This is a genomic window from Giesbergeria giesbergeri, from assembly GCF_054779375.1.
This window is the reverse complement of record NZ_BAAGYJ010000001.1, coordinates 708,172-732,520: the sequence shown is the minus strand read 5'-3', so window position 1 is coordinate 732,520 and position 24,349 is coordinate 708,172. Positions and strand designations below refer to the sequence as shown.

Annotated in this window: 19 protein-coding genes; 9 read left to right on the top strand and 10 right to left on the bottom strand. The window is 57.9% G+C overall.

What is annotated here, in order from left to right; translation table 11 throughout:
• The first annotated feature begins 22 nt into the window (after positions 1–22).
• The 9 genes from rdgB (at position 23) to ACYVB2_RS03265 (ending at position 13,316) form a co-directional block, all read left to right on the top strand.
• On the top strand, positions 23–622 hold the full coding sequence (rdgB, locus tag ACYVB2_RS03305) for an RdgB/HAM1 family non-canonical purine NTP pyrophosphatase (RefSeq protein ID WP_382429769.1): 600 nt from the start codon (positions 23–25) through the stop codon (positions 620–622).
• A 3-nt stretch (positions 623–625) separates the two neighbouring features.
• Positions 626–1,876 (top strand): radical SAM family heme chaperone HemW, encoded by a 1,251-nt coding sequence (hemW, locus tag ACYVB2_RS03300; protein WP_382429051.1) that lies wholly within the window; start codon positions 626–628, stop codon positions 1,874–1,876.
• A 144-nt stretch (positions 1,877–2,020) separates the two neighbouring features.
• On the top strand, positions 2,021–5,977 hold the full coding sequence (locus tag ACYVB2_RS03295; protein WP_382429053.1) for a glycosyltransferase: 3,957 nt from the start codon (positions 2,021–2,023) through the stop codon (positions 5,975–5,977).
• A gap of 8 nt (positions 5,978–5,985) precedes the next feature.
• Complete coding sequence (locus ACYVB2_RS03290) at positions 5,986–7,818, top strand: methyltransferase domain-containing protein (protein WP_382429055.1); 1,833 nt, start codon at positions 5,986–5,988, stop codon at positions 7,816–7,818.
• Between the two features lie 110 nt (positions 7,819–7,928).
• Positions 7,929–8,366 carry a hypothetical protein gene (locus tag ACYVB2_RS03285; protein ID WP_460535251.1) on the top strand — a complete coding sequence of 146 codons (438 nt, stop codon included), beginning with the start codon at positions 7,929–7,931 and terminating at the stop codon, positions 8,364–8,366.
• 250 nt (positions 8,367–8,616) lie between these two features.
• Entirely contained in the window at positions 8,617–9,876 is a 1,260-nt protein-coding gene (locus tag ACYVB2_RS03280; RefSeq protein WP_382429059.1) for a hypothetical protein, read from the top strand.
• An 88-nt stretch (positions 9,877–9,964) separates the two neighbouring features.
• The gene (locus ACYVB2_RS03275) at positions 9,965–11,416 is read left to right on the top strand and encodes a hypothetical protein (RefSeq protein WP_382429061.1); all 1,452 of its coding nucleotides are present in this window, start codon (positions 9,965–9,967) and stop codon (positions 11,414–11,416) included.
• A gap of 61 nt (positions 11,417–11,477) precedes the next feature.
• A complete protein-coding gene (locus ACYVB2_RS03270; protein WP_382429063.1) occupies positions 11,478–12,389 on the top strand; it encodes a glycosyltransferase family 2 protein in 912 nt (303 codons plus the stop codon).
• Between the two features lie 39 nt (positions 12,390–12,428).
• Positions 12,429–13,316: a glycosyltransferase family protein gene (locus tag ACYVB2_RS03265; protein ID WP_460535247.1), complete on the top strand. Its 888-nt coding sequence runs from the start codon at positions 12,429–12,431 to the stop codon at positions 13,314–13,316.
• Here ACYVB2_RS03265 and ACYVB2_RS03260 read toward each other — a convergent pair.
• From ACYVB2_RS03260 to ACYVB2_RS03215, 10 genes are read right to left on the bottom strand one after another with little or no spacing between them, the layout of a single operon-like run.
• Complete coding sequence (locus ACYVB2_RS03260; RefSeq protein ID WP_382429067.1) at positions 13,313–14,089, bottom strand: hypothetical protein; 777 nt, start codon at positions 14,087–14,089, stop codon at positions 13,313–13,315. The two genes, ACYVB2_RS03265 and ACYVB2_RS03260, sit on opposite strands and share 4 nt — an antisense overlap.
• Positions 14,090–14,139: 50 nt before the next feature.
• Complete coding sequence (locus tag ACYVB2_RS03255) at positions 14,140–15,219, bottom strand: glycosyltransferase (protein WP_382429069.1); 1,080 nt, start codon at positions 15,217–15,219, stop codon at positions 14,140–14,142.
• Positions 15,216–16,400 (bottom strand): class I SAM-dependent methyltransferase, encoded by a 1,185-nt coding sequence (locus tag ACYVB2_RS03250; RefSeq protein ID WP_382429071.1) that lies wholly within the window; start codon positions 16,398–16,400, stop codon positions 15,216–15,218. The genes ACYVB2_RS03255 and ACYVB2_RS03250 overlap by 4 nt, the downstream gene beginning before the upstream one ends.
• 2 nt (positions 16,401–16,402) lie before the next feature.
• Positions 16,403–17,137, bottom strand: coding sequence for a hypothetical protein (locus ACYVB2_RS03245; protein WP_382429073.1), 735 nt, complete (start codon positions 17,135–17,137; stop codon positions 16,403–16,405).
• 15 nt (positions 17,138–17,152) lie between these two features.
• Positions 17,153–19,351 (bottom strand): LpxL/LpxP family acyltransferase, encoded by a 2,199-nt coding sequence (locus ACYVB2_RS03240; protein ID WP_382429075.1) that lies wholly within the window; start codon positions 19,349–19,351, stop codon positions 17,153–17,155.
• Positions 19,282–20,280 carry a GNAT family N-acetyltransferase gene (locus ACYVB2_RS03235; RefSeq protein WP_382429077.1) on the bottom strand — a complete coding sequence of 333 codons (999 nt, stop codon included), beginning with the start codon at positions 20,278–20,280 and terminating at the stop codon, positions 19,282–19,284. Before ACYVB2_RS03235 ends, ACYVB2_RS03240 begins: the two co-directional genes overlap by 70 nt.
• Complete coding sequence (locus ACYVB2_RS03230; protein WP_382429079.1) at positions 20,277–21,602, bottom strand: ABC transporter ATP-binding protein; 1,326 nt, start codon at positions 21,600–21,602, stop codon at positions 20,277–20,279. The genes ACYVB2_RS03235 and ACYVB2_RS03230 overlap by 4 nt, the downstream gene beginning before the upstream one ends.
• Entirely contained in the window at positions 21,592–22,395 is an 804-nt protein-coding gene (locus tag ACYVB2_RS03225) for an ABC transporter permease (protein ID WP_382429081.1), read from the bottom strand. Before ACYVB2_RS03225 ends, ACYVB2_RS03230 begins: the two co-directional genes overlap by 11 nt.
• A 37-nt stretch (positions 22,396–22,432) precedes the next feature.
• Entirely contained in the window at positions 22,433–23,131 is a 699-nt protein-coding gene (locus tag ACYVB2_RS03220; RefSeq protein ID WP_382429083.1) for a Crp/Fnr family transcriptional regulator, read from the bottom strand.
• A gap of 6 nt (positions 23,132–23,137) precedes the next feature.
• Positions 23,138–24,304, bottom strand: coding sequence for an acyltransferase family protein (locus ACYVB2_RS03215; protein WP_382429085.1), 1,167 nt, complete (start codon positions 24,302–24,304; stop codon positions 23,138–23,140).
• Positions 24,305–24,349 lie beyond the last annotated feature (45 nt).

Here is a 24,349-nt window from a genome sequence, read left to right as displayed (position 1 = left end):
TCTCTGTGTTTGTTGTTTCATGATGAAAATTGTTCTGGCCTCCAATAACCAAGGCAAGCTGGTCGAATTGCAAGCGATGTTGGCCCCCTTGGGGGTAGAACTGGTGCGTCAGGCCGATTTGGGGGTGGGTGAGGCGGATGAGCCCCACGGCACCTTTGTTGAAAATGCGTTGGCTAAGGCCCGTTTTGCCTCGGCCCATACAGGGTTGCCGGCGCTGGCTGACGATGCGGGCCTGTGTGTAGACGCTTTTGGTGGTTTGCCGGGGGTGGATACGGCTTACTATTGCACCCAGTTTGGCTACGAGAAAAGCGATGCCAACAACGTGCGCGCCTTGCTGGAGCAGTTGCAAGGGCAAAGCAACCGCCGTGCTGCGATGGTGAGCACACTGGTGGCTGTGCGCAGTCCCCAAGATCCCGAACCACTGATTGCGGTGGGCCGTGTAGTGGGCCAGATCACGCACCAGCCCCAAGGCAGCAATGGCTTTGGTTTTGATCCGGTGATGTGGATTCCAGAATTTGGCAAGACCTTTGCCGAGTTGCCAGTAGAAGTCAAAAATGCCCATAGCCACCGGGGTCGTGCCACGCAGCAGATGTTGGCTTTGTTGCGCGAACGCTGGTTGTAAGCGATGGCTGTGGTGATTCCTGTGGCTTCGGCCTCGCAGGCTGGGCCTGCTGCGCAACGCGACGTTCAACATTACATGCGCCCCGGCTTGCTGCAATTGAGCAGCTTGCCGCCTTTGTCGCTGTATGTGCACCTGCCTTGGTGTCTCAAAAAATGTCCTTATTGTGATTTCAATTCCCACGCTTGGGATGAAGGCCAGCAGGGTGTGCCAGAACAACGTTATATAGACGCGCTGGTACGGGATTTGGAGGCATCCTTGCCGTTGATTTGGGGACGGCAGGTTCATAGTATTTTCATTGGCGGAGGCACACCCAGCCTGTTTTCGCCTGAGGCCATCGACCGTTTGTTGGGTGACATCCGTGCTCGCCTGCCACTGGCACCTGGTTGCGAGATCACTTTGGAGGCCAATCCGGGCACCTTTGAGAAGCACCGATTTCGGGCCTTTCGGGCTGCCGGGGTCACACGTTTGTCGATAGGCGTACAAAGCTTTAACGACCGCCATTTGCAGGCTTTGGGTCGGGTGCATGACCGTGCCCAAGCCTTGGCTGCGGCAGAGGAGGCCGCCCATGCCTTTGAGACCTTCAACCTCGACCTGATGTACGCGTTGCCAGGCCAAAGCATGGCCGAGTTGGAGCAGGACGTGCGTACGGCGCTGGCTTTGGCCCCGCCCCACTTGTCCATTTACCACCTGACGGTTGAGCCCAACACCTGGTTTGCTAAACACCCACCTGCACTACCCGAGGAAGATGATGCTTATGCCATGCTCGATGGCATCACCGAATGGACGGGGCAGAGCGGTTTGGTGCGCTATGAGGTGTCGGCTTATGCCCGTGGCGACCATGCCTGTTTTCACAACACCAACTACTGGCAGTTTGGTGACTATCTGGGCATTGGGGCTGGCGCACACAGCAAACTGAGTTTTGCCCACCGCATTGTGCGTCAGGTGCGTTTTCGGGAGCCGCGTTTGTATATGGAGCACGCTTTGGCGGGCTGGGCTGTGACGCAAGACGACGATGTACGCCGTGCCGATTTGCCTTTTGAATATATGCTCAATGCCCTGCGCCTGCGCGAGGGCTTTGTATTGCAGGATTTTGTGGAACGCACAGGGCTGCCATTAACCGCCATTGCCCGTGGTTTGGATGAGGCTGAGCGCAAAGGCCTGATAGTGCGTGATCTGGTGCGCGTGCGCCCGACGGAGCGGGGTTTTGATTTTCTGAGCGATTTACAAGCGATTTTCTTGGATGGTGCTGCCTGAGCTATCCGCCAACCCCAGACGATAGAATCTGCCCCGCGCAGCGTGCGGTGGCACGTTTGGCGTCCGTGCAATGCGGCCTCCTTTCTGCCTTCCCCGTGACCCTGACCCCCTGCCTTCGGGCTTGATTCCTTATGAGTGTGAGCTATGCATCCCAGTGAGGCCACGTTGATTCCCTACCGCGTCTCGCCGGTGCCCGATGTGCGCAATGTGCTGGTTTTTGCACCACACCCCGACGATGAAGTGTTTGGCTGTGGGGGAGCCATCGCCCTGCATGTGCAAGCAGGCCATCAGGTGCGGGTGATTTTGCTCACCGCAGGAGACCACGGTGATCTGTCTGGCACCCAAGGCAGTTATGCACAGACCCGTTTGGCTGAAACGGCCGCTGCTGCACGGCTGCTGGGGCTGCCACCACCAGATTGTTGGCATCTGCCCGATCGTGGCGTGGTGTATGGTGAGTCGCTCGTCGGACAGATGCTCGAGGCCATGCAGACGTGGCAGGCCGAGGTGGTTTATGCCCCTTCTCCTTGGGAGTTGCACCCCGACCATGTCGCTACAGCGATGGCCGCAGTAGAAGCACTGCGCCGTTGGCAAGAGGGCGCTTGTACCCTGCGCTTATACGAAGTCAGTGCGCCCTTGCGCCCCAACACGCTGTTGGATATTTCGCCTGTCTGGGACACCAAGCAACAGGCCATGGCTGTCTTTGCCAGTCAGGAAGCAAAGCTGCCTTATGCCAGCTTTATTGCGGCGCTGAACCGTTTTCGTGCCCTGACGGTGCAGCCAGGGGTCGATGTGGTGGAAGCATTCGAAACCTATTCTGCCAGCGACTTGCGTGCGGGTGGGCCTCTGATGATCGGCTCTGAGCGTCAGCGCCTCCTCTCCAAGGCCATTGCGGTCACACCGCAGGATATGCCCTTGGTTTCGGTCATCATCCGTACTTTGGGGCGTAGCACCTTGGGTCAGGCGCTGCGCTCTGTCCAAGGGCAAACTTACAGCCACCTCGAAGTCCTGTTGGTGGATGCCGCTGGCACCGGCTTATCTGTGCTGCCGCCCGAAGCAGAAGGCTTGGGTGTGCGTGTGGTGTCTCAAGGACAACGCCTACAACGCACCCGTGCTGCCAATGTGGGTTTGCAGGCCGCTGCTGGTCAATACCTGCTCTTTCTGGACGATGACGATTGGATTTACCCCGACCATATCGCCAAGCTGGTGCTGTGCTTGCGCCAGAGCAGCACCGCCCAAGCGGCCCATACGGCGGTGGAATGCGTTAATGACCAAGGCCAGCCACTGGGTGAGGTGTTTGATTTTCCCTATGCGCCGCGTGAGCTGTGTTATGGCAACTTCATGCCCATCCATGCGGTACTTTTTGCACGGTCGTTGGTAGAGGCAGGTTGTTGGCTGGATGAAACCTTTGACCTGTATGAAGATTGGGATTTTTGGCTGCAAATCGAGTGCCACACCCCATTTGTCTTTGTACCGGGGGTTTCGGCAGCCTACCGTATCCATGCTGGAGCCGGGGCCGGGGTGCAGACCGACCAAGCAACAGCCCACACAGCCACGGCCCGTCTTTATGGCAAGTGGGGTGTATTGCAGTCAGCACAGACCTTTGAGGAGCTGATCACCCGCGCTTTGATGCGCCGCCAGCTCTACCGGCAACTGGCACACCAGACCCAAGTAGCCAGCGCACTGGGGGAGTCCTTGCATGTGCAGCAGCAGCAAGCCTTGATGGCCCAACAAGCCGCAGACCAAGCCCGTCAAGACGCACACCATTGGCGCCAGGCGCATGAACAAGCCTTGGCCCATCGCGATTTGTTGGAATGGTCGCATGACCAAGTGCAGCAGCAGCGTGAACACCTCCAGCAGCTTCATGATGAATTGGTGCAAGAGTGTGCGCGTCTACAGCAGCAGCACCACCAATTGGCCCAGCAACTCACCGAGACGGTGGCCCATACCGAGCAAGAGCGCGCCCAAGCCCAAGCCACCACCGGCCAGTTGGCACAAGAAATTGCCCGTTTGCAAACGGATCTGCAACTCACGCACAACCACGCAGCCCATTTGCAACGTTCCTTGGATGCCCGCAGCAACGAGGTGCAGGCGTTGGTGTCCAGTACCTCTTGGCGTGTTTCGCGGCCCGTACGTGTCGCAGGCAAGTTATTGCGGGATTTTCGTGGTGCTTGGGCTGCCTTGGATGTGGCCCGTCAGCGGGGCTGGGGTATCGGCCATTTGCTGCGCCGCAGTGCCGAGGTCTATCGCCATGAAGGCTTGGGTGGAGTACGCCAGCGCGCCCGGCGTTTATTGCAGACAACATACCCACCGGTGGTCTCCACCGATGCAGCAGGGGCGTCCGCTGCTTCTGTGGTGACTTCGCCTCCTGCGCCAGATCGCAGCTATGCCCACTGGGTGGCCCAATTTGACACCTTGGATGCTGCCGCTCTGGAGCGTCTGCGTCAGCGTGTGGCGCAATTGACCGCCACACCGTTGGTGTCGTTGGTGATGCCGGTCTATAACCCGGTGGCGCGTGATTTGCAGCGGGCCATTGCCTCAGTGCAAGCACAGCTTTATCCCCATTGGGAGTTGTGCATCTGTGACGATGCCTCTAGCAACGCCACTACGCGCGCTCTTTTAGAAGCTGTAGCGGCTGCCGAGCCACGCATTAAATTGGCGTTTCATGCCAACAACCAACATATCTCGCACGCTACCAACACCGCGATTGCTTTGGCTCAAGGCCAGTATGTGGGTTTCTTAGACCATGACGATGAACTGCGTCCCCATGCCCTGCTCTATGCGGTAGAAACCTTTGCCAGTCACCCACAAGCCAAGGTGCTGTACTCGGACGAAGACAAAATCGACGAAGCCGGTAACCGCTTTGATCCTTACTTCAAGCCCGACTTCAACTTGGGGCTGCTGCGCTCGCACAACTATATGTGCCACTTTGCTGTGTATGAGCGTGCCTTCCTGAACCAGATTGGTGGCCCCCGCCCCGGCTTTGAGGGCGCACAAGACTACGACCAAGCCTTGCGCGCGGTGGACAGTTTGCGCGATTGCCCAGGTGCCGTGGTGCATATTCCCACCATTTTGTACCACTGGCGCACAGCCGTAGGCAGCACCGCCTCAGGCCACAGCAACAAGTCCTATGCCTTCTTGGCGGGACAAAAGGCACTGACCGAACACCTTCAGCGCCGAGGCTTGCAAGGCACGGTAGAGGAAGCGCCCGAAGCCGCCGGTATGTACCGCATTTGCTGGCAACGCCCAGAGTCTTTGCCATTGGTCAGCATCATCATCCCGACACGCAACGGACAGGCGCTGGTGCGTCAGTGCCTAGATAGTTTGCGCCAAACCAGCTATCCGCGCTACGAAGTCATTTTGGTAGACAACGGCAGCGACGACCCCGAAGCCTTGGCCTTCTTTGCCGAGCGTGAGCGCAGCGGCCAAATCCGTGTTTTCCGTGATGACAGCCCGTTCAACTTTTCGGCTATCAACAACCACGGTATCCGTCAGGCCGCCCAAGGCGAGTTCATCTTGTTGATGAACAACGATATTGAAATCACCCACCCTGAATGGCTGGATGAAATGGTCGGCCCAGCCATGGAGCCGGGCGTTGGTTGTGTGGGTGCCCGGCTGTGGTACCCCGATGGCCGTTTGCAACATGGCGGTGTGGTGCTGGTGTGTGGTGTGGCTGGACACGCACACAAATACCTGCCCCGTGGCCGACATGGTTATATGGGGCGGGCTGTGCTGGCGCAAGAGTTTGTGGCTGTCACCGCAGCTTGTTTGCTGGTGCGGCGCAGCATCTACGAAGAAGTGGGGGGGTTGGACGAAACCTTGGCCGTTGCTTTTAACGATGTGGATTTCTGTCTGCGGGTGCATGAGGCGGGTTACCGCAATCACTGGACACCCTATGCCGAACTGATTCATCACGAATCCGTCTCGCGCGGTTATGAAGACACCCCAGAAAAGCAACAGCGTTTCAAACGCGAGATTGATACCTTGCAATCACGCTGGCCACACCTGCTGGCCCACGATCCCTGCTACAACCCCAATCTCACGATGGATGCCGAAGACTTCTCGCTGGCCTGGCCTCCGCGTAGCTCGGCCCGTATCCACTGACCACCCCCATGACGACCGATACTGCACCTACCTCTTCCCCCTCTGGTCGCCTGACGCAGATCCTGCCCCTGCTGGCTTGTCCTCGTTGTAGTGGCGCACTCCACATGGCAGCCCAGACACTGCAATGTGGTGCTTGTGCCGCAGTTTATCCGGTGCGTGCTGGGGTGCCGGTGCTGTTGCCTGAGAGTATGCAGGAGCCGGGTGTGGGTACCGTATCGGCAGACGACCCCGTGTCGCGCCATCCCTATAGCCCGGCCGCATTGGAGATTATCGAGGCGCATCGCGATGGTTGGGTGCTGGACTTAGGGGCAGGGGGCAAGCATCAGCGTTGGGACAATGTCATTCAGATTGACATCTTTCGTTTTCCGATGACCGATGTGGTTTGTACCGCTGACCGACTGCCGTTCCGAGATAACGCCTTCAAGGCCGTCATCAGCCAGGCTGTGTTTGAGCACTTGCAATTCCCAGAATGGGCCGCCGCAGAAATCCGCCGCGTGCTCCAGCCCGGTGGCATTGCCAAAATCGATACCGCTTTTTTGCAACCCGAGCACGGCTACCCCCACCATTTTTACAACGCCACTGAAACCGGCCTGCGCCACTGGTTCCGTGACTTTGATATCCGCTGGAGTGGCGTGGAGGCCTACCAGCATCCCCAATGGTCTTTGAGTTGGTTTTTGGGGGTGTATCTGGATCGGGTGGCGCCTGCCCATCAGGCGTTGCTGCGTCAAACCACAGTCGGTGATTTGTTGAGCGCATTGGAGCGCAGGGGGCGTGGACAGACCAGCGAAGCCGACGCTGCGGTGTTGGCCGCCTTAGATGCTTTGCCTTTGCATGCGCAACGCATATTGGCCGCCGGTGTGTCTATCGACGCCATCAATCCGCCTAAATTGCCCACAGGCGTCTCGCCTGCATCACAGGCGGGCACTGACGCAATGACCGGACTGGAGGCCGTGCGCCAACTGTCTTTGGCTCGAGAAGAGCTGTCCTTGTTGCGCACCCAACTTGCATGGATGCAGGAGCAACACACTGTAGTTCAAGATCGGTCGCGTTATTTAGCGCAGTTTTATCCTAAAACCACCCGCGAGGTATTGCGTCGCATCTGGCCTCATATCAGTTGGCGTGCACGATTGCAGTTCAGTGCGGTGGCTTGGTTGCGCGCCTGTTTGTCGCACGATCAATGGCAGCGTTTGCGCAGTTGGGCTGGTGCATGGCGCTCTGTGGCCTCTGAGCAGTCTGCCCCTAGAGGTCAAGCCAGTCAGGAGCGTCCGTTTGCTACCATTATTTTGGAGCCGCGAGATGCCACCGCATTGGCTGACACCTTTTTCTCATTGGTGCGGCAAGATTATTCTGCTTGGGAACTGGTGTTGTTGCAAAGTGATCAACAAAACGTGGCGGTGCGTCAGGCCATGTCTGACTTCGCACGTTTGGATGCACGCGTTTGTATACAGAGCACCTCCGCCACAACGCAGGTTTTCAGTCAGCCCTTGGGGGCAGGTGTGTTTCGACTCTGGGTGCCAGAAGGGGCTACATTGGCCTTTCATGCTCTGCGCAGTTTTATGACACTGGTGCGCCAACACCCACAGGTTAATGCCCTGACTGCTGATCTAGAGTTGACACAGCATGAGGGGGAGACACCTCTGCGTTGCTACCATGAGGGGCTTGATTGGACGCACATCAGCACCATCTCTGCTCCGTGGTACGTGTTGCTGAAAAACGCTGGGAGTGCAACAGATGCAGATCCTAGCGCGCTGGCCTGTGGTCATATTCCAGAGGTTCTTTTTCATCGGCCTGCACCATTGATTTCTTCCACTGCCTCTGTGGCTACCGCACCCCAGTGCTAAGCCGTTGTAGTTCATCCTTTTTTCTTTCTACCATGCACACTGTTTTCCGCTCGCTGGTTTCATGGGCAGGTAGCCTTGCGCTGCTGGCTGGCTGTGCCACCAACTCCCCAATGCCGCCTCATACAGCACCGGTCGCTGTAGCGTCTGTCCCTGTGGTGGTGGCACCGATTGACTATGGTGCGGCAACAGCGCAACATCGCCAGAGTCTGGCGCAGGCCGGGTTGCTGCCAACTTTTGAGAATTACTGGAATACCCACGTAGCCAAAAATTGGCAACAGCTGTTCAACATGGAACATACCAAGAACCTGCCCAGTGCCGAGTTCTATATGGCCTACCACGCCAAGGCCTGGCCCGTGTTGGCGATTGAAGTAGTGGGGGTAGAGCTACAAGATCAACAGGCCACCTTGACCCTACAGATGCGTTTTCAGAACCCAGATAAGAAAGGGCGTGAACATGCCCTATACCGTAAGGATCAATGGACACGTACCGATGATGGGCGTTGGCTGCATGTCGTGACCGACCCCATGCTGGTGGGCGTACATCACTGAGGCAAGTCTGACGCATGTGTTGCAACCAGGCGACAGTTTGCTGCTAACAACCCTTGTTCTACGCCCATTTGCACTGGTGCCATTGTGGCTTGCAGGTGCTTTGGGTACTATCCGCTGACAGTCCGTGCTTCGTGCATCTGTGGTCCGGAACGGCTGGATTGTTTTCTGGTGTAGACTTGTTACCTTGTTAGCTATCTGACATCGGACTTTGTGTCGGTACTTCGTTTCAATCTGTTAGGAGAATAACGTGATGGTTAAAAAAACTCTTGCCGTGGCACTGGGTGCAATGCTCATGGCTGGCTCCGCTGCGGCGGTTGAGGTCAATCAAGGCGGCAAGGGCGACTTGCTGATTGCTCCTCTGTTCATGGTCAAGAATGGTTGGCAGTCTGAACTGAAGGTGATCAACACCAGCGTGACTGATTCTGCTGTTGCTAAGGTCGTGTTCCACGCTCCTGGCCGTAGCGATGAAGTGCTTGACTTCTTGATCTTCCTGAGCCCCGGCGACGTGTGGACTGGTTCCGTGGTTGAGAATGCTGATGGCTCGGTCGGTGTGACCAGTGCTGATGCATCCTCCATCACTGTGGCCAATGCTGGCGGTTGCCCAGCTGCTACCGGTACTTCCGGTTTCCGCCCCACTGAAGCCAAGTTCACCCTGCCCGTGTCTGCTGGCTACGTGAACATTTTCGAATCCCGCATGCTGCGTGGTTTGCCTGTCAACGCTGACGGCACTGTGAGCAAGAGCGCCATCCTGAGTGCTTACTCGGCTGCTTGCTTGGCTAACACCGCCATCGAAACCGACGACACAGACAACGTTCTGACCGGTTCCGTCACCATGTCTAACCCCCTGAACGGCAACAAGCTGACTCTGGGCATGACTGCTCTGGCTGACTACGACAACCTGGCATACTTGACCGTTGGTGGCCTGACTACCTTCGCTACCAACGCAGCCAATTCGTCTAAGCAACAAGTGGAAGACGCTCTGTGGGCTTCGAACTTCGCTGTGCCTTACAACGTGTCTGCTGGCAACATGAGCTTTGCCACTGTGACTTTCCCCACCAAGGAAACGTTCAACCTGAGCGCCGGTTCGCAGTACGCTCCTTTCTTCCCCGCCATCAACAATGTGGCAGCTGACGTTGGTACAGCCGTGCCCGTCGGTTACGACATCCGTGACGAAGAAGAACACAAGGTTGGCACTGTGGGTTGCGCATTCTCTCCTTGCACACCCGACAAGACTGTGTCTCTGCCCCGCGAAGTTAACATCATCCAGTTCATCGCTGGCGCTGGTGAAAGCAACGCTGGTCAAGTTTACACCAGCAGCTTCACTAAGGGTTGGGCTAACGTAGCTATCGCTACCGATGTGTCTGACACCCGTAGCACTGCAAACTACAACAACTTCGGTCAATCCGGCGCCCCCGCACTGACCACCTATATCCACTGGGACATGACCGGTGGTAGCCTGCAAGGTACATGGCAATATGCTGCCAAGACCTATGCTCCTGCTGCCAACTAATTGGGTATAGTCTTCTAACAGAAAATGCCACCAAGGTTCTTGGTGGCATTTTGTATTATGATGTTATATCAATAATGAGAGTTAGATTATGTTTTTAAATATCAAAAAATTATTTGGAAAAGTAAATATTGGATTTACTTTCCTGTTCGTTGCATCAGCAGCTTTGGCACAAACTGCAGACAGTTACACATCTTTGGTCGGTACTGGGTCTTATACTAATTTTAAGACAAGCTACAGTCCAGAGGCGCTTAATCTCAGTTCTGCTGCCAGTGTCGTGACGCTTCGTACCCGTCATAGTGGCTTGTCACAATCGCGCATCAAGGTATTTATTCCGCCAGGGGCTAAAACATTTCGCACCAGCATTATTACTTATGCTGTTAACGAGCCTGCTCGTGCTGCGGCACGTTTTTCCTTGCCGCCCGTCTCTTTGGTGACGGATGTGGTTCCTGATGTGAACGGTGGCACAGATACACGCAAAACATTAGAAAACTTGCAGAATGGGCAAGAGCTGCGGTTCTATTCGCCAGAGAAAAGTGGTGTTTTGATGGTGGCTACTGCAAATACGGGTAGCTCCTATCAGAGCAGTACGGGTGGTTATATTTACATAAACTTCTTTAACATTCCTGGTGGAAGTTTTATGAGTTTTGATACCCAGGTTGAAGTAGAGAAAACCTGTTATCAAAATTGGTATAACGGTGCAACGTGGAGTGCCTCGGGAAATCCCCGAGATGAAGATAACCATACTTGCACCGGCAGTGGTGGTGGCACTGGTAATGGTGGTGTAGTTGTGCCTACTACATTGACTGGTATTGCTTTGTCGGCCAGCAGTTGGAAAGCTGGTGCCGCCAGCAACACCATTACAGTAACCCCTGAGCCAGTGGGCGCTACATTGCCTGCCTGTAACAGTAACAACACCAGTTTGCTGGGTGTCACACAGGCTTCTAATGGCCAATCTGCGGTGTTTACTGTCAATGCCGATGCAGTCACAGACGTGGCCAATGTGACTGTGACTTGTGGCACCAAGTCGGCCACTGTCAACCTGCAACCTGCAGGTACAGTTGCAGTGGTTAATCCAGAAGATGTTGTGTTGAGCCGTGATGAAAATGGTAAAGCACAATTGGCTGTAACAGTCCATCACACAGATGCAGAAACAGCAGCCAAGGCTACCGTTGATTATTGGGTTGCCGCACTGATTCCCTCTGATCTTCCATTTTTTGGACAAGACGAATGGTTTTTCCTTTCTTCTTTGGCCGAGGGTGGATACCAGTGGAAGCAGTTGGAAAATTCGTTTGATGTAGGGTCTGTCAGCTTCCAACAGAACGGCACTATCTTCAATAAAATGAAGAAATTGACGATTCCTTTGGGCTTTGAAGCCACAGAGTTCAAGCGTATTGGTGCCAAAATCTATCTGGTGTATAGCCAAAAAGGTGGCGATTTCCGTGAGGTGGGTGTGATTTGGAATTCACGCGACTATGTTGAGAGCACCTCGACAACATCGTCCACCACCACCGACAGCACAGAGACAAGCACGACACCGTAAACGACCATTGTTTGGTCATGTCAAAAAGGGTTCTGCATGCAGAACCCTTTTTTCTGCCATCGTGCAAAAAACCCTTATTTCGCCCTCTGTTGTTGGGGCCGTCGTCGTCACCTATCAGCCCGATCTGACGGCATTGCACCGCTTGCTGCAAGCCTTGCCATCAGCCATTGTTGCCACAGTTGTGGTGCACAACGGAGGATGGGATGATGATGCCTGTTATCGGCGGTTTGTCAGCTGTGTGCAGCATCCACGGCGTCAATGGGTGCAGATGTCTGGCAATGCAGGGATTGCGGCTGCACTCAACCGGGGTATTGCCGAATTGACAACATTGGGTTGTACCCACGCTTGGACTTTTGATCAGGATAGTTGCCCTCGTCCAGAGACGTTGGACATCTTGTGGGCTGCATGGCAGGCCGCTGCGCGGCAGATGCCTGTGGCTGCGGTAGTGCCCGCCATACATGATCAGGGTACGGGCAATACCTTGCCTTTTTTGTTGGAGCATCCTTCTGGCGTATTGGAAGCCACACCTATCCACCAGACCCAGCCAGTAGCTGCGGCCATTACTTCGGGTATGTTGTTGGATGTGGCTGTATGGCAGACCTCTGGCGGAGCCAGAGAGGATTGGTTCATTGACCATGTAGACACCGAATGGTGTTTTCGTGTCCGAGCCCAAGGTTATGGCGTGGTGGCCGTACCCGCAGCGGTGTTGCAGCACGAGCTGGGCCATACCCGAACAGCCTTTTATCGTTCGAATCGGACAGTCAAGGTGCGTTCGGCGCTGCGTACCTATTACATGCTGCGCAATGGTTGGGCTTTGGCACGGCTGCCCCATGCTCCGCAAGGATGGCTGCCGTATTTTTGGCGCCAGGCATGGCGCATCATGTTGGTGGCTGTGGTTTACGGGCCAAACCGTTGGCAGCAACTCCGGGCCATGTATCGGGCATGGTGGCATGCGCAGAGAATGGATGTGTAGGTGGAGTGTTTATCCTGTCGGCCATTTCGTGCCGTTGTTTTGTTGTCGGCCTATGGGGCCAGTACATACTTGTCGGCCCAAGTTGCCAGCATTTCTGCCCAATTGACGCAGCAGGATTTATTGGTGTTGGTCGATGACGGTTCGCGTGCAGTGTGCTGGGAGACGCTACAGACCGTGCTACCGGCCAATTACCTGTGCTGGAGCCGTTTGCAGGGGCAGGGCTCTAGTGCCAGCTTTTTGCAGCTTTTACTATGTGATGCACCTGAGGGCCAGTACTATTTTTTGGCTGATCAGGATGATGTTTGGTTGCCGGGCAAGCTTGAGGGCCAATTGGCGTCTACGCCAGAGCATGGTATGACGGTGCATGGTTGGCAGGTCTGGAATCTGGTAGATCATCACAGTTCCGGGGCAGCAGCATTGCCAATGCTGGACGCCAAGCTTCAAGCGATGCCACTGCCCCAAGCCTCGGTGGCCCATTACTTTTTTGAAACCCCAGCACCTGGCATGACGATGTGTATGGGGCATGTGTGTCGGGTGCAGTTGCAGCGTTGGGTTGCTGAGTTGGTTTTGTGGGCAGCCACATTGCCCCATGATCGGATTTTGGCTGCTGCCACATCGACGATTGGGCCAGTGTGTGTACTGCCTACGCCCTGGGTGTTGTACCGCCAGCACGGATGCAATTTGATTGGTGCCCCCAAAGAGGGCGTTTGGGGCCGACTTGGGCAACGGTTATGGCGGCTACGCAGTATGTGGCGCAGCCTTCGTGCCGGGGCTGCCTTGTATCAAGCACTGCGGGCATTGGGGGCCGCGTTGCCTGCGGCTCCTTGGCGGCTCCGGTTGCGCTCGGGCTTGTGCGATGACCGGGTGGCCCGTGGCTTGGTGTGGTGTGCTTTTGTGGGCCGCCGCAGGAGTGAAAAGACAGGTTAGCGTTTTTGAGTGAATGGATTGACAAAGGGCTGCATGGGCTTTTGTGCTGCGTTGTTTCTGGCCGCAGCCAAAGCCGCAGCCAGACTGTTGGCAACATTGACTTCAGGGACTGGCGTGTTGTTGGCTGTTGTAGCGGCCGAACTGCCGTTGTTGCCCACAGTGATGTTGCCAGGTGCAGGGTTGGCGGCAGTCGTCGTGGCAGGTGCCGGGTTATCTGCACTGGTGGCCGCATTGGCCGAGGGGGGCGCTGTGGTGGGTGTTGCAGCCTCCCCTGCACTGGCACCCTGAACGGGAGGCGCTGACGCTGGGGCCGTTGCCGTGGTGCTCCGATCGGTCTTTTTGGTGAAATACACGAGTTGTTGCCCGCCCCGGGCCTTGAGCACCAGATGGGTGGGCTCAATCTTGGACAAGGTGAATTCTCCGACCGGCTGGCCTTCGCTGAGATTGGCAAAGGCACGGCCTTCTGGGGCCAGTTGGGCAAAACGTTTGCCCACTTTGACGGTAGCCCGTTTGATGGGGCCCGCAATCACCACCCCGTAGAGTTGTAAATCTTGGTCTGTGACTGGGGTGGGGGGCGGTGGTGGTGGGGGCGGCGGCGGTGGTGGTACCCGGTCTGGCCAGACCTTGCGTTGGGGATCAAAGGGGTTGTTGACCTGCAATGAAGGGGCCACCAAAGGCGCAGGGGCTGCCACGGGTGTGTTAGTGGGTGGAGGAGGGGTGGTGTTGGCCTGTGCCTGTACGCCAGTGGCGGCACAGGCCACGGAAATTGACACCAGAAGCCTGAACGTAGAGCTCAATTCGGATACCTTGCTTGCAATCGGGGTTAATGCGCTGCGTGGCCGGGCCAGCAAAACAACTGGCAGGCGCTGATGGGCGTGGTCATGCCACCGAGCCGTCCGTATACGGGGGCACCCTCAAAGCAGGACAGTATTTGGGGGCTGACAGTGGCACAAGCACCCGAGCCCACCATGCCGATGGCTGGTTGGAGCTGGGGGCTGGGGCTGAGTTCCAGCACCCAGCCTGTATGCCAGTCGGAAGGGACGGGCAGGGTGGGGCGGCCAGGTTGCCATGCCTGCACTGTATGTAACAACGGTTGGCTGCCCATCGCACGGGATTTGTGCAGCCAGCGTTCATCATTGGGGTAATGCTTATCGAAATAGATGCGAGCGCCTTCTGCCATCAGCACGGCTTTGTGTGGCAGGTTGCGCCAAGCGTGAATGGCTTGGGCCTGCGGCACTGTGGCCATTTTGGCGTTGTGCCGTCGTAGCCGCAGGCACAGGTCCGAGTCTTCAAAATACATGAAGAAGCGGGGGTCGAACAGGGGTTCATTGGTGGGCAGGGCGCTGCGCCGCAGCAGCATGATGCCGCCGGACAGTGCCCGTTGTCGAACGGGGGCGCTGGCGCTCCAGTAACGCAGGTTTTCGGCGCGTCCGGCCTTGGCCAGACGCAAGGCTGCTTGGGGATTGCGTTGGGCGCATTCGGTGGCCCAGGCCCGCAAGGCAGTGGGTAGCCAGGCGGGGGGCAATAGCCATTGACAGCCATCGTCCAAGAACTGGCGTGGAGCCACGGCGGCCAATGAAGGATCTTGGTCTAGTGCTTGGCGCAAGGCTTGTACACAACCCGAAAGCAGGCGCACATCAGGGTTGACGAGCAACAGGTGGGGGGCAGAGGTGGCTTGCGCTGCCAAATTACAACCGCGGCCAAAGCCGATATTGCCCGGTGCGCGTAATACCCGCACCTGTTCGGGCATCAGTTGCTTGAGCTGGTGGTGCTCGGTGGCATCATCACTGTTGTCCACCACCACAATGGAGAGTTGGGGTGCGTCAGCACGCACCGAGGCTACAGCGGCGGCAATCTCTGCAGCACCGAAGTAGTTGACCAAAATGGCACAGGTATCGTTCATGGGGTTGTGGAGGGTGCCACAGGGCGGGCACGAATCAGGAAAGCATAGGTGTTCCAGCTGGCGGTATTGACCTGCAAGCCTGGGGTTTGTGCCCAGTGTTGTTGCCATTGCGCTGGGCAAGGTACCAAAACCGCTTCACATTGTTCAATGGCATAGCCCGACTGGGCAAACAGTTCTTGTACGCCCTGTTCGGTAAAGAAGCGCAGGTGGGTGACACAGTGGATGCCCACCGGGCAGTAGTCCCAGCGGCCTTCTAGCAGGTCGGCGATGACCCCCCAGTGCCCCACATTGGGGATGGAGGCTACGATGGTGCCATCAGGGGCTAACAGGGTTTTGGCCCGTTGCAGCCATGTTTGTGGGTCTGGGGCGTGCTCCAGCACGTCCAGAAAGGTAATGCAATCAAAGGACGGTTGGCCTTGATGGGGCCATCCCAGAAAATCCTGGGTCAGAAAGTCTCCGGGCCAAACATGGTCTACATAAGGTCGGGCGGCATCGCAGGCGCTCACGGAGAATTCTGCCAAATGGGTTTCGCAGCCTCGTTGCAGGCGCAGTGCGTGCAGAAAATAGCCTTCACCCCCACCTACGTCCAAAACGCGCTTGGCTTGTGCAGGCACCCAAGGCACCATTTCGCTGCGGCCTTGGTGGCCTTGGTGGTAGGTAGAAAAATCGTGGGTAAAGCAACCGGGTTGCCATTGGGCACGGATGCTGCCTTGTGCGTGCAAAGTGCGCAATGCGCCCAAGCTGGTCAGGCAGGCCAGACTGTTGTGGGGCAATGTGGACAGTGTTTGTGCTGGCTCGGGGGGTAGTCGGGCCATGAGCTGTGTGTAACGCTCCAGCCCCCGCAGGGTGCAATAGTCGGGACTATGGGGGGCGGGCCAATGCTGGGGGCCAAAGCTCAGGGCCATGTCTAGCCCGTGGTGCAGTCCGGCGTGCAATTGCGCCAGTGTGCCATCGGCCATCAGCAATTGTGCGTGGGCCAGCAGCAGCACTTTGTCGTTGTCGGGGCGGCCTTGGCCTGCGGCTAGCGCGGTGCTCAGTAGGCTGGCGGCGTCAGAGTGGGGTGCCCAATGCCAATCTGCCAGTGGGCCAGTTTGGCGTTGTAGGCGTGAGAGTCCGTGGGCAAACTCGGTGGAGCTGTGGGGGTTGGCACCCGCACCGCAGATCACCAGTGCAATGGTCATGTTCAGTGTCCTTGTGCAGGTGGTGGCAGGCGGCGAGCTGCCTCCAAAAAGGCCAGGGTATCGCCCGGCTGGGCAATATCAAAGCAGGGGGTGGTGATGGGTAGGCGAGCGATCCACTTCTGTTCAAACGCTTGGGCACTGGTGCTGATGCGTTGCACCAAATGATCGGACACCTCGCCTTGGGAGGGGGTGCCAGACCAGTGCTCGCAATAGGCATCTACCACGGCGCATTGCAGCCCCATGGCTTGGGCCTGTAACACCAAGTCGGTGGCATAAAAGTCAAAACCCAGTGCGGGGTCTAGTCGCAGTCCGCAGTTGGTGCGCACGGCAAACAGCAGCTCATCCAAGCTATCCACAAGGCATGGCAGTGGGGCAGGTTCGTGCAGCAGTTGCCCACGGTCTAGTACATGCCCTGCACGTTGTGCCTGAGCACCCACACCACGCAGGCCATAGGCACCTACTACAGCCAGCGGCCCCAGTTGTGCCTCGGCGGCCGCTACGCCAGATATGAACTGTTGATCCCAACCAGCAGGCAGGCGTACATCTTGGTGCAGCCAGACTGCCCAGCGTTGGGGGGGCTGGCTATCGAGCACGCTGTTGAGCGCCTCGGCTGCTGAGCGGGCATTCCAGCGCATCACCAGCGGATGCCCCCCCGGTTGCAGGCAGGGCGAGGCCAACAAGCAATCCTGTGCCACTTGCCAATTGCTCAAACAACTCACAAACAAAAGTTCAGACACGGGCTACCTCGTTGTTTAACAGGATGGTGGGGTGGTATAGCCATTGGGTAAAGGGCGTGCCGGGTAATCGTTGAGCTGGTGCATAGCCCACCAGCGGCTGGGTTGTTGGCAGACCAACTGTTCCAGAAAAGCCATGATCTGCTGGTAGCGTGCATGGGCATCTTGGGTGGCGGGGAGCACAGGGGTGCAGTGCCAAGTGGCGCTTCCATCGGCTTCGTGGATGCAGGCCACACCCATCATGTCACTGTGGGTCTCAAGAGCCAGTCGCAAGCCTAATTCTTGCAGTTTGCGCTCCTGTCCGAGCCAAGGAACCCAGACACCTGCCCCTTCGGGGGTGGCTGGGGCATCTGCCACCACACAGACCACCTCGCCCCGGCGCAGGGCTTTGAGCAGTTGTCGCAGCCCGGACTCGATATAGGTGAAACGCCCACCACACATCAGTTTTCCTGCCGCCCGGTATTTGCGCAAGAAAAATTGGCGAATAGACCAGTCTATGCGCAAATCTTCGGTGATGCTGGAGACGGCCACATGGGTGGTTTCGCCACACAGGCCTATTCCAGTGACGCCAACCAAAGATTTGTCGAAGTGCAGTGTCAAGGCCACCAATCCCCGTTGGCGGTCGCGTTGTTGCAGGGCGGCTTTGAGTGCCTCCAGATGGGTGCTGAAGCCACGCCAACCGTGGCGGTCAAATCGATATACGTCCAGCTCCTCGCGGCCCACAGTGTGGTATCGCTCCTGCACAGCACTCTGGATATGCTCGGGTATGGGATAGCCATTGGCACGCAGGGCCATGCAGACTTGGGTGGCCCGTTCGCGTACATAGGGCTGACCAATGGTCAGCTCGGCCCAATCACGGCTGGTGGCATAGTGCCAGCGGCTGCGCCAGCGCCCAGCACGGTATGCCCAGGTGGTGGGCAGGCAGGCCAGAAAGGGCAGTAGCAGCTCGTAGTCGGCATACAGCAGCACCCGGTGCCACAGGCGCGTGGCCCGAGGAACTGCACTCTTGGCCAGTCGGCGTGACACTGCCACAGCCGGACGATCTACCCAGCGTTCAAACAGCGCAGCAGCCAAGAGGCACACCGCCAGATAGACGACCAGCACCAGCCATGCACCCCCGGCCCACGAGCGCACTACCAGCCCCAAAGCCAATGCGACAGACATCAACACGGCAAAATGCACCAGATACAAGGCAAAAGAGATTTGCCCCAGCCATTGCAATGGCCGCCAACACAGCCAGCGTTGCAGCACACCCCGGCGCACAGCATCTACCAACAGCAAAGCCCCAAGCAAATTGCACAGTTCTTTGGCCTGCCAGCCGTTGCCCCAATAGCTGCTCAAGGCATTGCTCCAGCCATACCAGGGGTTGTCGTATTGGAAGCCACCCAAGTAGACTGCCAAAACCAGCACGAGCCAGCGCCCCCTATGTGGACGGTGTACGCTTTGCGCACCGAGCGCCCCACCAAACAAGGCCAGTAAATAGGTGCTGCTCCCCCCCAGCCAAGCCATGGCAGCGCCACTGAACAACAGCACGATGCCGCGCCAAAGCCGGGGCCAACGGCCCCAGAGGGCCAATGTGACGAGCAAGGCCATTGAACCAATAAACTCCCAATGCAGGCTCCACAGGGGTGGATTGGTGTGTGACCAACCCAGCCATAGCACGCCAAAGGCGGCCTCGGCCAGCACATCCGTCCAGCCCAACGATTGGGCATAGTCGGGTAAAAAGCCAAACGTATGGTGCGGCATAGCACCCACTACCCACAGTGCATAGGTGCCCCCTACCCCTGCGGCCACGGGCAGGCCCAAGCGTGGCCAGCGGGCTATGGCCCGCCGCCAAAACACATGGCTGCCGGGCGCCGTGGCATCGGGTTGGGCCAGCACATGGCCCGAGAGAGCAAAAAACACCGCCACCGCAAAGGCACCGTTGAACCAGATGTTGACTATGGGCAGTTGCAGCAACCAGTCCCAGTGCGATGGGGCGGCGGCAGGGCCAAAGCTGTTGGGGTAGTTGCCATGTAGCACCGTGGGCCAAAATGCCGCCACAAAGTGCGCGATCACCACATTGAGTGCTGCCAAGCCCCGCAGGCCATCGGCCTCGGGTTGGCGTGCTGGGTGGCTGGGCCTGTGGATGGCGTGGATGCCCATGACTAGCGAAAATCGGTATCGCCGCCAGTCAGCCACCACGGCAATGGTGTCAGTGGGGGCAGGTGGGGGCATTGGCGAATCGTGACGCAGGCCGTACACGCAGGCTGCGTGGATGCATCTTGCAACCCGGGCTGTTGGCGTAGCAAGTCTGCGATGGGGCTGCTCAACCAGCTTTGCAGGGCGCTGCCTGCCTGTGCCGCAATAGCCCGTGCCGCTTGCACCATGATGGCCGTTTGCGGCACTGGGGCAATCCAGTCTAGCAACTCCCACGCTTGCCCGGTCTCTGTGCTGGGTTTGAGGGCCAATGCACCTATGGTGCGGCCTGTGAGGCGCTGGCGCAGCCAGAAGCAGCGGTAACGTCCCTCAGGGTGGTTGGCAAAGCGGTGTTGCCACCAGAGGGCATCGCGTTGCCCGATGACAAAGCCGGTGGTTTGGCTTTGCATAGCCTGCCAGAGTTGGTTCAACCTTTGGGTGGTGGCGGCCGTTGCAGCCCAATCTACAGGCACTATCTGCCAGCAAAGGCGCCACCACAGGCTAGGATGGGGCGCTTGGGGCCAGTGAAGTTCTTCTACCTGATTGGTGGCGGCATACAGGCCGAGTTTCTCTCCCAAGCGCACATGCCGGGCTCCTGGAAAGCCAAAGCCCAAGGCAAAGGGCCGGTCTGGCCCCACGTATTGTTGTAAAAAACCTTGGGTGGCTACAGCAAATGGCCCGTTGCGCGACAGAAAGCCCCGTGCGTCGGGGGCCACCATCACATCGCCCAACTGCACGGCCTGCTGCAATTGGCCTTGGACGAGCAGGGTGCGCGCCGTTCCGCCGTAGTGCGCCAACAGACGGCCATTGCGGTCGCGTGTGCCGGTGGCCAATCCGCGCTGGTTGGCGTACTTCCAGTGCCATAGCGCCTCAGACATAGGGCTGCCAAACACCTGTTGGAACAGGGTGCGTATTTCCTGGCTGTGTGCAGCATCCAAGCTCACCAGCCGCCAGGGGGTATCGCTCATGCGGGTGTCCTGTGGCCGGGGTGGCTGCTCCATTGATGCGGCAGCGTGACCAGCCCTTGCTCCAGACCTGTCTGCACCACCCGCAGGGTGACGGCACGCTCCACAATCTCGTAAGGATGCAAACCACGTTCACAGGCCAAAATCACTGTCACCAGATAGTCCCCTTGCAATAGGGGCAAGTGTGGCAGCGTCAGTGTGGCGCTGCCTGTGCCGTCTTCTGCGCGGGTCAGGGCTATGCTGTCATTGACGCTGCCTGCACTGGCTACCACCACGCCATTGGCATGGGCAATGGCCACAATGGCCGATGGGCAGGGCAAAGTGGGATCGCTGGCAAACCACATTTGCAATTCGACAGTGGTTTGGGCAGAGTGGATGGCCAGCTCTCGTCCTGCCACACCGTCGGCACGGGCCTCAATACCGGTGATGACGGCGGTGCCATCGGGTGCTTTGCGCACCGCCATGCCGTTGGCCTGGGCTTGGGCATCAAAGGCCGCTTCGGGTGTGGCCGCTTCTGGGGGCTGGGCATGGACAGTGGTGGGCAGTGCGTCAATGGCGGGTGCAGCATCCATCACCAGAGAGGTTTCGTAGGCGGTGGTCACTTTGGCGGCAGCGTCCCACATGCGCATCTTGCCACCTTCGAGCCACAGCGCCCGCGAGCACAACGCTTGTACGTGGTACATAGCGTGCGAGCAAAACAAAATAGTGGCCCCGTTTTCTTTGAGCGCCATGATGCGGTCGAAAGACTTGCGCGCAAAGGCACCATCGCCTACCGAAAGTGCTTCGTCAATCACCAGAATATCGGGCTCTACACTGGTGGCCACGGCAAAGGCCAGCCGCACAAACATGCCACTGGAGTAGGTTTTAACTGGTTGGTGGATAAACTGCCCAATATCAGCAAAGGCCAAAATGCTGTCGAGTCGCTCATCCACTTGGGCGCGGCTCAAGCCCAAAATGGCGGCGTTCATGTAGACATTTTCCAACCCGCTAAAGTCGGGGCTAAACCCAGCCCCTAGCTCCAGCAGCGCCGCTACCCGCCCGCGCACTGCCAAGGTGCCTGTGGTGGGGGTGAGGGTGCCGCAGACCATTTGCAGCAGGGTTGATTTGCCAGCACCGTTGCGTCCTACCAGCCCCACCACCTCGCCGCGCCGGATGTCAAAACTCACTTCTTGCAAGGCCCAAAAATCGCGGCTGTATTGTTTATAACGGCCCCACAGCAGCTGCTTGAGCCGGTCTTTGGGATGGTTAAACAGCGAAAACCGTTTGCCGAGGTTATGCGCCTCAATGGCTAAATCGCCCGTAGGGGCGGTGCGTTCAGACAACATCAGCAAACCCCGTGCGCACTTTGCGGAAAAACGCTGCCCCCAGCAAGGCCAGCAGTGTGCAGGCCACCCACAGCAGCCCCAGTGCCTGCCAGTCGGGCCATTTGCCTTGCAGCAGCACATCGCGGGTGCCCGTCATCACCCAAGCCAGCGGGTTGAGCAGCATCCAACCGCGCACCGATGCGGGCAAAGCCTCGACGGGAAAGAAAATAGGGCTTAAAAACATCAGTGCGCTCACAGCCATGCCCAGCAACTGGCCCACATCACGCACATAGGTGCCCACACCGCTGAGCAACCAGCCCAACCCCAACACCAGTGGCAGCAGTGGCAGCCACACCAGTGGCAAAGCCAAGGCGGTGATGGGCAACCCATTGCCCTGCACGGCGGCGCAAGCCAACAGCAACAAGCCAGACACTGCCAGCCCAGCCGCCGCGCTGGTGGCATTGACCCAAGGCAAAATCTCTAGTGGAAACACCACCTTCTTGACCAGATGGGGCTGCTCCAGCACCAGGCCTGGCGCTCGGTTGACGCACTCGGCAAAAAAGTTAAATACCGCTAGCCCAGCATAAATGCGCAGGGCAAAGGCCAGATTGCTCTCCTCCAGCCCATACCAGCGCACCCGCATGATGTGCCGAAACACCAAGGTATAGATGCCCAACATCAGTAAAGGTGTGAGCACCATCCACAACAAGCCCAGCCACGATTGGCGGTAGCGGGCATGGATTTCGCGCCCGGCCAGTTGTGCAATCAGGCTGCGGTGGCGCCAAGGCCAGACAGAAAGCAGCAGGAAATTCAAGCAATCACCATGTTAAAAAACCGCAGGCAGGGCAGGCTCACGCCTTGGGCGGATCGGCCCGGCCTTCGGCAATATCTTTAAGTAAAACCGGCTGCGTCAAGCGCAGGGCGTTGCCCTCGCGCACCAGCACCTTGTGTAAAAACAGCAGTTGAAACGCCCGCGTCACCGTCTCGCGGCTGGCGTTGATCATGATGGCCAACTCCTGGTGTGTGGGTGGCTGCTCGATCTCGGCCACCCCGTCTACCATGCGCTGAGGCAATTGTAAGATCAGCACGCACAGGCGTTGAAACGGGTTGGGCAGCCCCAGCAGTGTGCGCTGCGCCATCACGGTGCGCACCCGCTGCGCCAGTCGCACCATCACAGCTTGGGCCAAGGCGGGGTGGCCCAAAATCAGTTCTCGGGCCGCAGTGGCATCCAAAAATGCCACCGTAGACTTGACCGCCGCCACCACAAACTCCGAGGGGGGCTGTCCATCCACCAGCGACAACTCGCCAAAGTAGTCGCCGGGATCGACAAAGTACATGCCTACGCTGCGGCCATCCACCGTAAAGTCCACGCCTTGCAAGCGCCCGTCCACCAAAAACCCTAGCTCCTGCACTGGGCTGTCTTTGCTCATGACCATGCCCCGGCGGGCAAACTGGCGCAAATTCATGCGTGTAGACAAAGGCTCCAGTGCCTCGCGTGGCAAAGGCTGGAGCAATGTGAACTGCGACAACAACTGGAGTGAGACAGGCATGGGTTCTCAAACCATTCGGGAGTTATCGCACAGCAAACGTTGTAGCCCAGTAGACACACGCACACGCAGCGGAGCCTCAAACCACAAATAGGCTCCCACTGACAACACGATCAGGCCCAACATTCCCACCATCACTATGGGCAGAGAGGCTTGGCCCGGCCCCACCCAATGCAGTGCCATGCCCAGAGGCAGCCAGTGCAGCAAATACAGGGCATAACTGGCATTGCCCAGCAGTACCAGAGTAGGACTGCACAGCCACCGACCTATTGGGCCTTCATCTAGGGCAACGCTCACAATCAGCAGGGCAAACAGTGGTACATACATAAAATACGACACCAGCAATTGGGTTTGCAGCGGCAAAGGGGCATCTGTCCAGACGTTGGTTAGCCACGCAGTCCCCACCAGCAGCAGCCCCACCACCACCGTCCACCCGCTTTGATGGCGGTGCCAACTGTGATGACGGCGCAGCATTCTGCAACACAGCATGCCCACGACAAAAGGCAACAAGCCCAACAGGGGCAGGCGGCTGGCAAACGAGAGCATGAGTGTTTCCTCATGGCTCCACAGGGGCCATCCCACCAGATACAGCCCCACCAAGAAGCCAAAAAATACCAGCACCCCCGCAAACGACTGGGCAGACCCTGAGAGCCAGTGGCGCTGCAACAGCCACGGAAAACAGGCATAAAAAAAGAACTCGGCAGAAATGCTCCACCCTGGGGCATTCCAGAACTGCTGTACCGACTCATTGGGCACCCATGCCTGCAAGGCCAGCATATTCAAGGCCCAACCGACCACCCAGTCGGTCGTATGTTGGGGCGCTGGCCCCAAGGCAATGGCTGGGCTAAACAGCCAATAGGCCAGCCCAGTGAGGAGCAACGCCAGCCAATACAACGGTGCAATGCGTGCCACGCGGGTAATGGCAAACAAGGTGCCATCCAAGGGCTGTTGGGTAGGGCGTCCCGTAGGGGTGGGCGTGTCTTGGTGGGTGTCGTAGCGCCAAGTCAGGACAAAACCACTCAAAATAAAAAACAAAGTGACGCCATGCCCTCCCAGCTCAAACAGAAATTGTGGCCCCATCTGTGGTGCCAAGATATACCAATGGCACAGCAACACCCCCAGCGCAGCCAAAAACCGCAAACCGGTCAGTTGTTCGATACGGGAGGCACTCAACATGAAAACCAAGCCAATGGATAAAAAAACGGGAGTTAAAAAGGTATA